Source organism: Anaerococcus sp. HMSC065G05, from assembly GCF_001812365.1.
Classification (GTDB): Bacteria; Bacillota; Clostridia; order Tissierellales; family Peptoniphilaceae; genus Anaerococcus; species Anaerococcus vaginalis.
In genome coordinates this window covers 1-15225 of record NZ_KV808697.1, presented here as the reverse complement: position 1 = coordinate 15225, position 15225 = coordinate 1, and the positions used below count along the sequence as shown (strand labels likewise).

Below are 15225 nucleotides of genomic sequence, written 5' to 3'. Positions count from 1 at the left end.
AAAGCTCTTGGTTAAGCCAAGAGCTTTATTAATTTTCTATAATATCAGTCGGATTTGCTTCGTATACAAATATCATGGAATCAAAAATTTCTTTTGGAGATTCTTCTATTCTGTATGAGTATGGTACAAATTTCATTACCCAAGTGTAGCCTTCACCTAATGAACCCATTTTTATTTTTGAATCTAAGAGGTTTTTACTATCTCCATCTTTTACTTTTGAAAAATCTAAATAATAGGAATTGTTATAATTTTTCGCCCCATAGGCAAATGGATCTGCTGATATAAATTTTTGTATTGTCCTTTGATTTTTTTGCATAGTTTTTATGTTTACCTTTGTTTTATAAAAATCTGTTCCTATTGGAAAATATGATTTTTTATATTTTTCCAGTAAATTTTCTCCCATATTTTTATAAAGTGCTTCTTTTTTTCCAATATGACCGTTGTGGCCTGCTATCATTATTCTTGAATTTTTTTCATAATCTTTTATCCAAGAAACATTTTCTGCCATTTTTTCATCTCTGTATTCACTTGATTTTACATAATCATCAACCATTCTATAATATGGAAAACTTGATAGAATATTTTCTATAAGTCTTTTTTCTTTGGTATTTTTTTCAAGTTTTTCATTTAATTTTTTTAGATTTTCTTCCAAGGCTTTCATTTTTGGATCTTTTATTGAAATTTTATCTTCTTCTAGGATTTCCAGACTTTTTATATCGAAATCAATATTTTCTTTTTTCACAAAATCTTTTACAAGTTTTACAGATTTTTCTGGATTTTGCATATCAAAACCGTAAAAGGAAATTTTTTCGTCGTGATTTTGGTTGTATTTTTTTATCCAATTTATTAGATCATTCATCTCATTTGTATGATAGATTGGAAAGGAGAAAATTTTTGATGGATTTTTTTGAAATTTTCCCGATTTTACATAAGAATCTATTTCCATTCCTTCTGAAAAATCACATTCCAAGGCAAAGGCTCTAACATTTGCATCTTTTACTAATTTTTTTAATAGGTCTAATTTTAATTCTTGAAATTCTTTGTTTCCATGTGTAGCTTCGCCAAGACCAATAATTTCTACTTGGTCGTCAATTTTTATATCTTCTATTTTTTGAGCATATTTACTCAAATCTGAAATTTCTTTTTTGGCTTTAATTTCTGGGATTTTTGTCCACAAAAATATAAACAAAAATCCTAATATTGAAATCGAAATTATTATATATAGAAGAATTTTAAATATTTTTTTCATTTTTACTCCTTATTTAATTTTCCCATCTCAAAATATATTGGAAGGGTTATTCTAAATATCATTATATAAATTAATGAGAAAATTATTATACAAATCGCCTCTATTTCTATAAATTTTCTAAGCTCAAGCATGGCAAACATTTGAATCATGCCAAAGGCAAGTTTTGATGCGATTAAAATATGGATTATTGAAATTATTAAAGGTCCAAAAAACGTAAAATAGTTTTGTTTTTTGACTGAATTTTTTATTTCTTTTTTGCTCATTCCCACTTTTTGTAAAATCTTTATATTTCTTCCATCTTCAAGGCCCTCTGCTGCTTGTTTGTAATAAATTACTACAATTGTTGAAATTAAAAATACTAAGGCAAGAATTGTTACTACTATATAGGCACCTGTATGAATTTTATCAAATTCCATCCTATTTTCTATGGAATTTTTTACTAAAATATTATCAGATATATTTTCATTCAAATTTTTATCCATGTAGTCAATATTTTTTTGACTTTTATCTTTTAAGTCAAAATATATTCCCGATACACTAGGGAAAGTCTTAATATTTTTGCCATCAGATATATTTTTTGAAAATTCATCCATATCATCTACAACTACAAGAATATTGTGAAAAAGACTTGTCGTAGGATCCATTAAGACATAGGAAATGTTTTTTGCATTTTCTTTTACTTTCAAATTTTGATTTTCTATTGAAATTTTATCGTATTTTTTTGCTTTTGAATCAAAGACTATTGCCTCATCTTTTTTAAGAGAAAAATTTGTCTTGTTCGCCATATTAAAAGATTTTATATCTGTTATGGATATAATTTTTGTTTTATCATCCATTATTGTTTTTCTTAAGTCATCATCTTCTAGTATAGAAAATTTTCCAGGCGATTTTTCACTAACTACAAGACCTTTCCTTTTAAATTCTCCAAGATTTTTTATTTTTTCTTTTCCTATATTTTTTTCAAGGAAATTTTTTGTATATTTTTCACTTTCCTTATCATTTTCTTGGTATTGAATCAAAAAATCACTTGGAGCAATCCTATCTAATAAATCATTTTTCCCAACAAACATGGCACTCATAACTACAAAACTCAAAAGAAAAAGTGAAGAGATAATGGTAATTGATGAAAGTGCCATGGCAGATTCCTTGCTTCTTTTGATAAGTTCTCCGATAAAGGTCATATTTGTGCCCTTATAATAAATTTTTTTATTTTTTCTAAAAAGTTTTAAAATCCAAATTACAAGAGATCTAAAGAAAAAATATGTTCCAATTATTACTGCTATACTTGCTGGCAAAAATCTTGGGATAGCTTGAAATATTCCTCCATCAATTGAAAGGGCTGTGTAATACCCATAGCCAATTAAAATTATGGCTAAAATCATAGAAATAATATTTGCCTTTGGCTCACTTTCGCCTTTTTGGGAAAGTTTTGAAAGCTCAATCGGATTTGTTTTTCTAATTGAATTTAAACTTATCAAAGTTATTAAAATAAAGATTATGGCAAAAATCATAAGTCCCAAAGCTAACTTAGAAAAATTTATAGAAAGTTTAATTTGAGTTTGAATTTTTAAAATTCTTGCCACCAAATTTATAAAAAGAGGTCCCAAAAGAATTGTAAAAAATGTTCCAATTATCAAGACTAAAATTCCAAGAATTAAATTTTCTATAATCAAAATTTTTCTCAAAGATTTTTTGTCCATTCCAAGTCCATACAAAAGTCCCAATTCCTTGTAGCGATTTTTGACAATGGTTTTTGCCATGTAGACAAGAAAAATCAGAGAAAAAATAGCCACAATCCATGAACCCATTTCCAAAAGAGTTTTTATGATTTCGCTTCCCCTGGAGTCTAGAATAAATTTTTCACTTTTTAAATCTATTAAAAGATTAAAAATAAAAAGCATAAAACTTGATGCCAAAATGTAGGGAAAATACAAAAATTTATTATTTTTTATTCCCCTTGTCGCCATTTTAAAATTAAGCTTGTTCAAATCCCTCACCCCCAGATAAAATCATCATTTGAGATTTGACCAATTTTTCATACATTTGGTCATTGGTCCTATCTCCCTTATAAAGGTCATAGAAAATTTTCCCATCCTTTATAAATAAAACTCTAGATGCTCTTGCAGCAGCCATGGTTGAATGAGTTACCATCAAAATTGTTTGGCCATTTTTGTTTATTTTTTCAAAAATATTTAAAAGCTCCATGGAAGAATTTGAATCCAAGGCTCCTGTCGGCTCATCTGCAAGTAAAATTTTTGGATTTGTAATAAGAGATCTTGCAACGGCAACTCTTTGTTTTTGTCCTCCAGAAATTTGATAGGGAAATTTGTCCAAAAGATTAGAAATTTTTAATGCCTTTGCAATAGGAGCTAATTTTTCTTCCATAATTTTGTATTTTTCATTTGCTAAAACCAAAGGCAAAAATATATTGTCCCTGTTATTTAAAGATGATAAAAGCGAAAAATCTTGGTATACAAAGCCCAATTTTTCCCTCCTAAATTTTGCCCTTTCCTTGTCACTTTTATTTTTTGTATTTTCACCAGATAAAATCACATCTCCAGAAGTTTGTTTATCCAAAGTTGCAATCAAATTTAAAAGAGTAGATTTCCCAGACCCGCTTTCGCCCATTATGGCAACAAATTCTCCTTCTTCAACCTCAAAATTAATATCTTTTAAGGCAACAACCTCTGTATTTTTATCTTCACTATTATAAACTTTTCTTAAATTTTTAACTTCTAATATATTCATATGATCCTCCTAAGTCTATATTACAAAAAATAAAATAAAAAATCCCTAATCTAAACTTACAATTTTTCCCCTAAACTTACATTTTGTAAGATTAAAAAAATCGGCAAATGCCGATTAATTTTCAATAATACCAGATTTTTTAAGATTTAGTGAAAAAATAGTCCCCTCTTTCCCTTTAGATTCAATTTTATAAGCATATCCAAGCTTTTTTAAAATATCATTTACCAAAAAAAGTCCTATACCAGTTGAATTTTCATTTCTTTTATCACTATCTCCACTAAATCCAAATTTATTAATATTTTTCAAATCTTCTTTTTTAATACCAATTCCAGAATCTTCAATTTTTAAAATAAAATCATGGTAGGAAATTTTAATAAAACCCTTATTGGTATATTTTATAGAATTAAACAAAACCTGCTCAAGGACAAGTCCCAGCCATTTTGGATCTGAAACTATATTTTCATCTTCTATATCAAGAATTAATTTTAAATTTTTATGGATAAAAAAACTCCTATATCTTTTTACAATATCTTTAATAAGCTTTTCAATAGAAAAAGATTTAAAAGAATAATCCAGACTGTCCTGACCCAATTTTATAAAAGATAAAATCGATGCAATATAATCATCAATCCTAATAAGTTCTCTTTTTATATCATAATTTTCTTCCCTTTCACTAATTAAAGAAATACTTGAAAGGGGAGTTTTTATTTGATGAGTCCAAATTGTCAAAAGATTTTCCAAATCATTTTGCCTTAGTTTGCTAGAAATTCTAAGATTTTCTATTTCTTTTTCCTTACTTTTAAAAATTTCTTTCAAATGCCTTTCATAAAGATTTTTCTCAAAAAAAGAAAAAGAATTTTTCTCTAAACACTTTTTTACTTTAAAAAATCTAAAAATTCCTATAAATAAAAATATAAAAAATAAAATTAATAAGCAATAGGAAAAAATCCTAAAATCTATTGAAAAGGCCAAAGAAAATATTAAGGATGAGATAAGAAAAATAAAAAAGGAGAAAATATAAGCCCTATTAATGCTAAAAAATAATTTTAAATTTTTCATTTTATAAAATATCCCACTCCCTTTTTTGTTTGAATAAAATCATCTAAGCCAAAATCTTTCAATTTTTTCCTAAGTCTGTTGATATTTACAGTCAAAGTATTATCATCAATAAAAGAATCAGTCGCCCAAAGCTTGTCCATAATAAGCTCTCTTGAAACAATTTTTTGTGGATTTTCCATAAGAATTTCCAAAATCAAAAATTCATTTTTAGAAAGATTTGTTTCTTTGTCATTAATTTTTAAAACCATCTTATCCTTAATCAAAGAAATATTTTTATAAGAAAGATCAAAATTTTTCCCAGAAAAATCATAAGACCTTCTAAGAAGGGCCTTGATTTTCATATTTAAAACCTGCATAGAAAAAGGTTTAGAAATAAAATCATCTGCCCCATAATTTATAGCATTAATTAAATTTATATCATCAGCCGCACTGGTTAGAAAAATTATAGGAAGATTAGAAATTTCCCTAATTTTCTCACACCAATAAAAACCATTTTCAAAAGGAAGTTTCAAATCCATCAAAACAAGCTTATAATCTCTTTTTTGAAATTCCTCCAAAATATTAGAAAAATCATTTGGAATAAAACACTTATATCCCAAAAGCTCAATCTGAAAACAAAGCTCCTCACAAATTTTTTTATCATCCTCAACAATAAATATATCCATAATAACTCCTTAAAATTATTATAATAGATTTTTTAGTTTTTGAAAATTTTCAAAAAAAAGAAGCCTTACATCTTCTCAGAGTGTAGACAAAGTCAGTTTAGTAATTCATTATTAAATTAAAAATAAAATTACGCTATAACCCATCTCGAGCGTAGTCGAGAGATCTCATGAGATTTCTCGACTCACTACGTACGATAAATCGGGATAAACAACCGAAACGGGCGGTTATTTATCTGGTCGAAATGGCAAATTTTTAGTTTTTCAATAGTATGAAAGTGCCAACAAGCACTTTTTTATTATAATTTCTTATTTTAGCAAAAGATTGAATTTAAAAAAAATCAATTTAAGAAAATAATTCATCAAACAAATCATTTTGGCAATCCAAATGCCCAACAAAGCCAACAAGAATTTTCCCAAAAGTTGCATCAATGATTTCCATTGCACCACTTTCCCCAAAAGCTCCACAAAGCTCAATCACATCAGCAAGTCCAATTAAAGATTTAGAAATTTCTTTCGCTTCCTCAAGATTTTTAACACCAATAATTTCAGCATTAGCATTTTTCCCAATAGCCTTCCTATCAAATTTTGAATCAAAAGGCCCCATTATCAAATAAACAAATTTCATTTTTTTCTCCTTAGTGCTATTTAATAAATTTAAAATATTATACCAGTTTATCCATAAAAAATGGGCTCTTACAAAAGTATGAAAATCACACTTTGCAAAAGCCCATCAAAATTCTTATTATTTTTATACTTTTTCTTTATCTCTGCTATTATTAATTAAAATAAATAGTCTTGTTGCAACTAGAACAATCAAGATTAACAAAATAAAATTTTCTTTTATACCTGTTGCTACAATAGCACGGCTATTTTTCTTATTTTTCGCTTTTTCTTGACTTGTTATTTTGTAAATATTGTGAAAATTCATTTCTTCAACCTTTTTATTTGAAGAGTTTATAATCATAATTTCATCTTTTACAAGTTGCCCATCTTTTTCTATAATTTTTATAAATAAAGTATATACCTCTTTATCTTGGTTAACATTTTTTATATCTGTTTTATTTTGATATAATTTGTACTTGTATTCACCTGGTTTTTGATATTCTATATTTATTTGTTTTTTCTCATCAGCCTTTAGACTAAAATTATAAGTCCCTTTTCTTGCTTCTGGCAAAGGGGCATCTTTTGAAATTGCTTCCAAAACATATTCAAAACTATCTTGAGGTTTCGAATATGGTGAGTTTATACTCACATTTTGTCTCATCACAAAAGAATAATCTACACCTTTAGCATAAACTTTTGTTTGAAAGAGAAAAAACACAGAGAGAAAAGCTAAAGTTAAGGAAAAGCAAAAAAGTGCTTTTAACTTAATACTTATTTTATTGTACATTCTTATTAGACTCCTCTCCTTTTTTACGGCTAATCCTATCATATATTAGATAAATCAAAACTAATAAAATCCAAATTATTAGTAAAGTCAGTAAAATATTAATTTTATAGAATTTTTTAAGAAGTTTGGCAAATTTATTTTCCTTTTTTTCTTCTTTAAAAATATTTTCTTCTACCTTGTCCGTAAGCCTTCCTATAAAAATATATCTCCCATTTGTAACAGAAAGATCGCAAGTGTCAAGGATGACTAAATTTTCATTTTCTCCAAAATCTAATTTTCTAGAATAATCAGCATTTTCATAAATATAATCGATTAGGTCAGGTTTTTCCTGAGAATTTTTTGCAATAGAAAGAATTTTATCATCCGTTCCTACGGTTTTTAAAAAAGCAAAAAATTCAATACCCTTGCTTTTTTTATTAAGCCTATGAATTACTCCATACTTGTGAGTATTAAAAAATTCTTGGTCTTTGAAAAGTTCCATATCCCCAAACATTTTTCTTTCAGCCATATAATGACCATATAAAATATTTTGAAAATCTGAAAAATCTTTTTTATTTGAAGCATCCAAAAAAATTGATCCGGTCGTAGAAAATTTTCCAAGAACAGTTTTATTTAAATATTCTTCGTTATCCTTGCCTTGGACAATTGGATAATCAATATTTGTCCCATAAACATCAATCCATCCCAAAACATCTGGATTTTTCGCCCTTATTTGGTCAAAAGTTAAATCATCCTCGCTGTTTGGTTTATACATTGAATAAGTTTCAGAATCAGCAACTTCCATAATTTGGTGAGTATCCCAAAAAGCATAGATTCCAATAAAAAGTGCAAGCAAGGAAATTATTAAAACAATATAATCCAAAAATCTAGAAACATTTCTAATTGCTAATAATTTTTTTCTTTGATTATTTGATAAAATATTTGATTTATCTTTGGAAACGGAAGAGTGCTCTTCCATTTCCTCATTTTTTATTTTAGAATTAGTATTTTCCTTATTTTCTTTCATCAATTACAACAAATTTATGCTAAAGCTTCCTCTTCTTTTCTATTTTTAACAAAGAAGAATATACCTAATCCTGCTACAGCTATTAAGGCAATAAATGGTAGGTTGTCAACTAGTAAACCTGTAGGAGTTTGTTCTTTGTTTTCAAACTCTACAAAGTTTCCACCTTGATCTCCTATGATACCTTCACTAGCTTCTCCGGCTGTACCATTAAAGCTTGAAGATTTAACTTTTCCTATATAAGTTCCAGATTTTGTTTCTTTCGCTGTCACTTTTGATCCTAGTAAAACTTCAGCAAATACGACTCTTTCGTTGTGTTTTAATTTAACTTCTGTATTTTTTCCGTATTCTCCAGTTAGTTTTTCACTTTTTTCTCCTTTTGAATCAACTATATAATAGCTATAACTTGTTGCATCGGAGTGACTTCCTTCTGGTTTTGCAACATTAAGTGAAAAAGTAAATCTATCAGTCGTACTTGGATTTTCTCCAGCTATTGTTTTTCTTAAAGCAAAACCTTTTTTATCTGCATCTTGTATTTTTGGTCCACCACTTGGATTATCGTTACCGTCTTTTTTATCCCAGTTGTTTTCAAATACAAATTCATTACCTTTTTTATCATCACCTTGGCCTGGTGTGTATTCTTGTTTATTTGCATCTTCCACTACTGTTCCATCATCTTTTTTATCTTTTTTGATTTGGATATCATATACTTCGAAAGTACCATCCTCAAGTTCTTTTACAAAAATTGATACTGTATATTCTGCTTTAGAATAAGTCATATCTTTCATATCATCTTCATCTTGATATGGAGAATACTCTGTAACTTTATAAACATATTGACCAGCGTTTTTCCAGTTCGCATTTTTTAATGCATCTTCTGTTTCTCTAATAACTTGTTTTCCAGGAGTACTAGTATCATTATCTATATTATCAGTTGGTTCATAATTTACGCCAGCGCTTATCAGTGGAACATAAATCTCACCTGTAGTCTTTTTTTTCATCAGTAGTAACATTTGTATCTCCATTAAAGCTAACTGGAGTAAATTTAAATCCAAAAGTATCATATGGTGTTTCTACACCTTCAGCTGGTAGGTTTAATACTTTTTTAATATTTAATGGTTTACTTGCTGCTTCTGCTTTTTGTGGATTTGCTATTACTGCTCCTCCAACAAGGGTACATGCCAAGGCACCTGCTACAATTTTCTTTTTTAATGTTTTCATATTTCTTTTTCCTTTCGTAAAATTTTATTATATTCCCCTTCTTCTTAGAAGAGTAAATATTTTTCCTTTTATAAATTTTTTTTCAACCGGACCAAATAATCTTGAATCGACTGACTTGTCCCTGTTATCAGCCAACAAAAATATTTCATTTTCTTTTAATTTTACTGGATACTTTATTCCATCTTTAAAGGGCAAAGTTTCCTTGTAAATTTTCGGTTCATATTGGTAAGAATTGTTTACTACTAATCCTTTTTCATCAATATTTACAACATCGCCCGGCATAGCCACAATCCTACCAATTTTATTTTCTTTGTTGTAAGAATAAACAACAGTTTCTCCCACAACAAAGTCCTTATCAAGCCTATAAAAAAGAATCATATCTCCTGGACTTATATTTGGTACCATAGAAGTATCATTGACCCTATACATTCCAAAAATAAAGGTAAACACAAAAGCTATGACCAAACATATACTTACAATTTTTATAGCAAGTTTAAGCAAAGCTCTTGTCACAGGATCTTTTTGATTTTTTTTATTCTTTTTTTCTTTCTTAATCATAATTTTTTAGAATTTTTTTCCTAAAATTAATTACACTTACAAAAACTCCAATAGCTCCTACAAGTAAAAGAATTTTTGGCATTTGGTAGTTATTATCAATAATTCCTGTTGGAACATTTTCCTTGATTTTTATTTTAACCTTCACAGTTGATTTGGAATTGTCTAAATAAGTTATAGTAACTGGAACTTCTTGATCCCCTAGCTTTGAAAAATCAATATTGTTATAATCTTCATCACTAATATTAAATTCTTTAACCTTATCAGGATTTAAAAGATTTTTGCCTTCAACTTCTTTATGAAGAGCATTGTTTCCACTTTTATTTTGTTTTGGTACTCCTTCATTATAAGTAAATTCTCCATCTTTTACAGCTTTATAAATTTCATCTTTTGATAAAGCTACATACCTTAGAGTTTCTTTTTCTTTTGGAGTGACTGTTCCCTTGGTGTTTTGGTTTTTGATTTTATATCTTATCCCCCACCAAGAAGTATTACCATAAATATCTTTTGCAAAAAATGTTGTTTCTCTTACAAGTTCTTTTTTTTGTGTTTTTAGAATATCATTCCCAAAGAAATTATCAACTTTCATCTGGAAAGGAACTTCTAATTCCCCAACTCCTGGATTTTCTACTAAACCATTTGTCATGGTCACCCTTACTCTTTCTGAATTTTTTTCAAAGTCAATATAGCTTTTAACTTGATCTCTCTTGTAAATTCCATATTCATCGACAAATCCAATTAACTTTAATCTACTTCCATCTTTAAATGTAAGTCTATTAGTAGTTACATCTCCAGAAAAAGTTAAATAATCAAAATATTTGATTTTATTAATTATACCAATATGGCTTGTATCTTGACTATACTTTTGAGTTTCAGTATTAAACCAAGGCTTCCACTCCTTAAAACCATATCCATATTCTAATTTGACTTTTGGAGCTTTGATTGAATCTTTTAAATCAAGATCTTTTAAAACCCAATAAACAGATTCTCCACTATCAATTGACCCATGTTCATTAACTTTAAATTCAACTTTTACATAATCAGGATCATCAACTTCTTTTCCACTTATTGGATCTATATATTTTGGACGCTCCCCTCCTTTTATAACTTTTTGTTTTTTTATTAAAGTTACTTCCAAAGGATTTGACTTATCGTCATCTTTTTGCTCTTGCTTTAAAATTTTATAGGCATAATATCCTTCTACAACAAAACCATTTTGGGCCTTATCAAGAGAAACTGTAGGCATTTGGCTACCATCGTAGTTGCCTTGCCAATTGGGTTTATGAAATCTTTCTCCTTCTAGCATATCTTTTTCTTCATCAGTAGAATTAGTCAAGTTTTGACTCGCTTTTGTCTTATCTCCAAGTTTATAAGTCACAGTAAGATTTGTAGAATTATCGATAAGATTTCCATCCTTGTCAACTGTTTTAAATTTTGCCTTGGTGTTTTGAACTTCATATATATCATAATTAAGTACTGAAGTTCCATCTGATCCACCACTTCTGGAAGATATCCACTCTATTATTCTTCCTTGATGATTATCAGTAGAATATTCATCTAAGCAGATACCAAAATCATCAATATCTACTTGTTGATGTATTTTAAAGTCTAATCTTGTATTTTGAAGTGTAAAATTTTTTTTACCAATAGTCTCATCTTCAGAATTATCCTCTAATTCTATGCTTGGACCATCTTGAAATTTTTGTTTTGGAAAAATTTTATCAAAATTAAATTCTTTTCCTTTTAAGCCATGAAGATTTACCTGTACAATAACATTATTTTCTCCCCATCCAGGTTCAACTTGTGCTCTTTGAAAAGTCGTAGATTTTTCTAATGGAGTTGTCAAGTTTTTATTTTCTAAAGATTTAGAATCAGATTTATCATCATTTTCTTTTTCAATAGGCGTTTTATTTTCTATTTTTTTATCTTTACTATCTTCAATTTTTTTATTTTCTTCATTTGACTGAGAACTCTGTTCAATGGTCTCTTTATCTTTTGATTCAACAATTTCATCCGCAAAAGCCGGGACAAGGTTTCCTAATACTATAAACAAGGCTAATAATAAGGATGTAAATTTTTTTAATCCTCTCATACCATATGTTTTCCTCCTATAATTAATTTTTCGTAAAAATCCTATATAAAATACTTATATTTTAATTACTAAGATAAATCATTTTTATAATTTGTAAAAAATTTAAAGTATTTAATATACCCTCCTACGAACGCATCTTTGATTTTGAATTATAAAATTAAAAATCAAAGATTTTTTAGAAACAATTTATTAATAAGTCAAACATAATAAATGTAAATTCTTATATATATGGTACATTAAAAAATCTTTTATTTCAATGATTAATTAAAAAATTTGTAAAATAATTAACAATTAAAAATTTATATATAAAAAACTACGACCAATAGAATTTTTTCTATTAAATCGTAGTTTTAATTTAGCTAGTAGCTTATTTTATATATTCATATCTTCTTAGCATATAATATTTGATTTTTCCTATATTTTCTGTAATAAATTTTGCTTTTGAAATTCTTTCGGTATAAACACGACTTGTCATCACTTCTTCTCCGTCGTTAATAAATATTTCGATTGAAGATGTGTAGTTAAATATTCTTATATTTTTAATTTTTTCAATTTCAATATGCCTTTTGTCTCTTCCAAAACCACTTTCATTCTGAACTGACCCCAAAAGTTGGACTTAAAAACCAACTTAAGGAGGTCAGTTTTTTAATGGCAAAATACAAAACAGAATTTAAGATTAAAGTAGTAAAACAAAAAAAGAAATAAGTGAAATAGAAAAACTAAGAAAAGAAAACTACTATCTTCAAATGGAAGTAGAAATTCTAAAAAAAAAGATTCAATTCTCTCAAATGACACAGGAAGAAATAGACAGATATCTGAAGTCATTAGATCACTAAGAGATAAATTCAAACTAAATAGACTGCGTCTGTTGCCTTCATTATATTAAAAAAAGTGTAGTAGAAAGTTTTTTTCTACTTACACTTTTATAGTACTAAATGGGCAGAATCTATATTTTGTTTACGCTCTGATAAGCTTTCGGGCTTCTTTTAATTATTTTTTAAAAAGTATATCAAAAGATTTTTCTTCCAAATTTTCTCCTATAAAAATTAGGGAATTTGTAAAAGATTCTCCCTCATATTTTTCTACTGAAAATTTATTATCGACAACATCTACCTTGACTTTTTTATCTTCTACATTTACAAGACCCTTGGCTCTTATTAATTTTCCAAACCTATTTTGGCAAACTGCATTGAAATTTGTTCCAAGTTCATTGAAATCTTTGAAAACTACATTTTCATAAACCAGATTATCAAGGTGTAAATGTTTATAGTCCCCTCTTATTAGAGATTCTTTGTCATATTCTCCAATAAGAGAGTCCCATTCTTTTTTATCAAAATCATTGTAGTGGGTGGTAAAAACTTTTGCTTTTGTTAAGTCTTCAAGTTTTTTTGCTTCTTTTTCGATTTTTTCTGTGCTTATATTTTCAGTTTTTGATAATAGTATATATGATGAATTTTGGATTTGATCAAGGAAAAGCTCTTTATATTCTCCCATAATCTTATCTATACTGTAATAGTCAACTATGGCTATTGGTTTTAAAATTTTGATTTTTTCATATTCAATTGGACTAATATTTTCAATTATTTTAGAAAGATATCCCAAACCTGTTGGCTCTATTATCAAATATTCTGGATTTATTGTATTTTCTATGCTCATAACTGTCGTTGCAAAATCTTTTTGTTTTGAACAACAAATACAGCCTTCTTCCAAGGATAAAATTTCTTTTCCTGTATTTTTTAATAAATCCTTGTCTATATTTGCCTTGGCATAATCATTTTCTAAAATTACTGCATCATCCAATTTTTTTGATAATTTTTCTATAAAGGTTGTTTTTCCACTTCCCAAAAATCCCGATACTATTATTATTTTCATCTAATCTTCCATTAAATCTTCTGCTACAATTACAACTGGTTTAATTAAATCTTTTGGTTTATCTTTCATTAAGTATAATGCTTTTTCAACATTTTCAAATCCATTGAATTTATGGGTAACAAGTTTTGAAAGATCTAATTTTCCACAAGAAACAAGTTTAGCAAGTTTTTCCATTCTTAGTCTTCCACCTGGTGTTAGACCTCCATTAATTGCCTTGTGGCCCATTCCAACTCCCCATTCAACTCTAGGAATTTTAATGTAATCTCCACCGTCAAGATAGTTTACGTTACCAATTTTTGCACCTGGTTTCATTGCCTTGATTGCTTCTTCAAATGTATCAACTGTTCCACCAGCAATTATAACTCTATCAACGCCCTTACCATTTGTAAGTTTTAAAACTTGTTCAGAAATTGATCCGTCTTTGTAAGAAATTATATCTGTTGCCCCATAAAATTTAGCAGCTTCAACGCAATTTGGACGAGTTCCTACTGCATAAATTCTACTTGCTCCTCTTAGGTTAGCTCCAGCAACTGACATCAAACCTACAGGTCCAATTCCAACTACCAAAACTTCATCTCCAAATTGAACATCAGCTTGTTCAACTCCGTGGAATCCTGTTGTAACCATATCTGATAACATTGGAGCTAAAACTGGATCTACTCCTTCAGGAATTAAAGCAAGGTTAGCATCAGCATCATTTACATGGAAAATTTCTCCAAATACACCGTCTTTAAAATTTGAGAATTTCCATCCAGCAAGCATTCCGCCTGAATGCATTGGAAATCCTGCTTGACTTTCAAGAGATGACCAATCTGGAGTAATAGCTGGAACTAAAACCCTATCTCCTGGTTTAAAATCTTTAACTAATTCTCCAACTTTTACAATTTCTCCAGCAGCCTCATGGCCCAAAATCATATCATGTCTATCTCCGATAGCTCCTTCCCAAACTGTGTGAATATCTGAGCTACATGGAGCCAAAGCTATTGGTTTAACAAGCGCATCTAATGGTCCCATTTCTGGTTCTGGTTTTTCAATCCAACCTGTCTTACCAATTCCCAACATCGCAAACCCTTTCATAGAGTCCTCCTTATTTTTGATTTTTATTTTTTATTTACGATTTAATTTTAATTTATATTTAAGCACTTGTCAATTGTTTATCATTTTATTTTTCTATTTTAAATTTTGATGAAAACCATAACTTTAAACTAATGTAGAATGCTATCATAATAAAATTAAATTTTCACAAATAAAATTTTTATTTTTAATTTTCAAATTATTTTAAAAATTTTTCCTAGAAAAAAAATTGCGGATTAAAAAAAGCAAAAAAATAAGACTGCGTTTGCAGTCTCAGACTGTAGACAAAGTAGATGA

15 protein-coding genes are annotated in these 15225 nt (G+C 28.0%); all 15 read right to left on the bottom strand.

Annotation, left to right across the window (positions count from 1 at the left end):
- Positions 1-28: 28 nt before the first annotated feature.
- Entirely contained in the window at positions 29-1249 is a 1221-nt protein-coding gene (locus tag HMPREF2852_RS03360; protein ID WP_070605933.1) for an erythromycin esterase family protein, read from the bottom strand.
- A gap of 2 nt (positions 1250-1251) precedes the next feature.
- On the bottom strand, positions 1252-3246 hold the full coding sequence (locus tag HMPREF2852_RS03355; RefSeq protein WP_261667982.1) for an ABC transporter permease: 1995 nt from the start codon (positions 3244-3246) through the stop codon (positions 1252-1254).
- The gene (locus tag HMPREF2852_RS03350) at positions 3224-3997 is read right to left on the bottom strand and encodes an ABC transporter ATP-binding protein (protein WP_070605931.1); all 774 of its coding nucleotides are present in this window, start codon (positions 3995-3997) and stop codon (positions 3224-3226) included. The genes HMPREF2852_RS03355 and HMPREF2852_RS03350 overlap by 23 nt, the downstream gene beginning before the upstream one ends.
- 114 nt (positions 3998-4111) lie before the next feature.
- Entirely contained in the window at positions 4112-4813 is a 702-nt protein-coding gene (locus HMPREF2852_RS03345) for a sensor histidine kinase (protein WP_261667979.1), read from the bottom strand.
- Between the two features lie 239 nt (positions 4814-5052).
- Positions 5053-5721, bottom strand: coding sequence for a response regulator transcription factor (locus tag HMPREF2852_RS03340; RefSeq protein ID WP_070605929.1), 669 nt, complete (start codon positions 5719-5721; stop codon positions 5053-5055).
- A 343-nt stretch (positions 5722-6064) separates the two neighbouring features.
- A complete protein-coding gene (locus HMPREF2852_RS03335; protein WP_070605928.1) occupies positions 6065-6346 on the bottom strand; it encodes a DUF6506 family protein in 282 nt (93 codons plus the stop codon).
- Positions 6347-6469: 123 nt separating this feature from the next.
- Positions 6470-6985, bottom strand: coding sequence for a Spy0128 family protein (locus tag HMPREF2852_RS03330; protein ID WP_222563204.1), 516 nt, complete (start codon positions 6983-6985; stop codon positions 6470-6472).
- A gap of 115 nt (positions 6986-7100) precedes the next feature.
- Positions 7101-8117, bottom strand: a complete 1017-nt coding sequence (srtB, locus tag HMPREF2852_RS03325) for a class B sortase (RefSeq protein ID WP_070605926.1) — start codon at positions 8115-8117, stop codon at positions 7101-7103.
- Positions 8118-8131: 14 nt separating this feature from the next.
- The gene (locus HMPREF2852_RS03320) at positions 8132-9127 is read right to left on the bottom strand and encodes a DUF7601 domain-containing protein (RefSeq protein WP_186821921.1); all 996 of its coding nucleotides are present in this window, start codon (positions 9125-9127) and stop codon (positions 8132-8134) included.
- On the bottom strand, positions 9093-9335 hold the full coding sequence (locus HMPREF2852_RS03315) for a hypothetical protein (RefSeq protein WP_070605924.1): 243 nt from the start codon (positions 9333-9335) through the stop codon (positions 9093-9095). The genes HMPREF2852_RS03320 and HMPREF2852_RS03315 overlap by 35 nt, the downstream gene beginning before the upstream one ends.
- A gap of 27 nt (positions 9336-9362) precedes the next feature.
- Positions 9363-9893, bottom strand: a complete 531-nt coding sequence (gene lepB, locus HMPREF2852_RS03310; protein WP_083306959.1) for a signal peptidase I — start codon at positions 9891-9893, stop codon at positions 9363-9365.
- Positions 9886-11982: a Rib/alpha-like domain-containing protein gene (locus HMPREF2852_RS03305; protein ID WP_070605923.1), complete on the bottom strand. Its 2097-nt coding sequence runs from the start codon at positions 11980-11982 to the stop codon at positions 9886-9888. Before HMPREF2852_RS03305 ends, lepB begins: the two co-directional genes overlap by 8 nt.
- A 367-nt stretch (positions 11983-12349) precedes the next feature.
- Positions 12350-12589: a GH32 C-terminal domain-containing protein gene (locus tag HMPREF2852_RS03300; protein WP_070605922.1), complete on the bottom strand. Its 240-nt coding sequence runs from the start codon at positions 12587-12589 to the stop codon at positions 12350-12352.
- A gap of 383 nt (positions 12590-12972) precedes the next feature.
- Positions 12973-13854: a GTP-binding protein gene (locus tag HMPREF2852_RS03295; RefSeq protein WP_070605921.1), complete on the bottom strand. Its 882-nt coding sequence runs from the start codon at positions 13852-13854 to the stop codon at positions 12973-12975.
- Positions 13855-14931, bottom strand: coding sequence for an NAD(P)-dependent alcohol dehydrogenase (locus tag HMPREF2852_RS03290; protein WP_070605920.1), 1077 nt, complete (start codon positions 14929-14931; stop codon positions 13855-13857).
- Between the last annotated feature and the right edge of the window lie 294 nt (positions 14932-15225).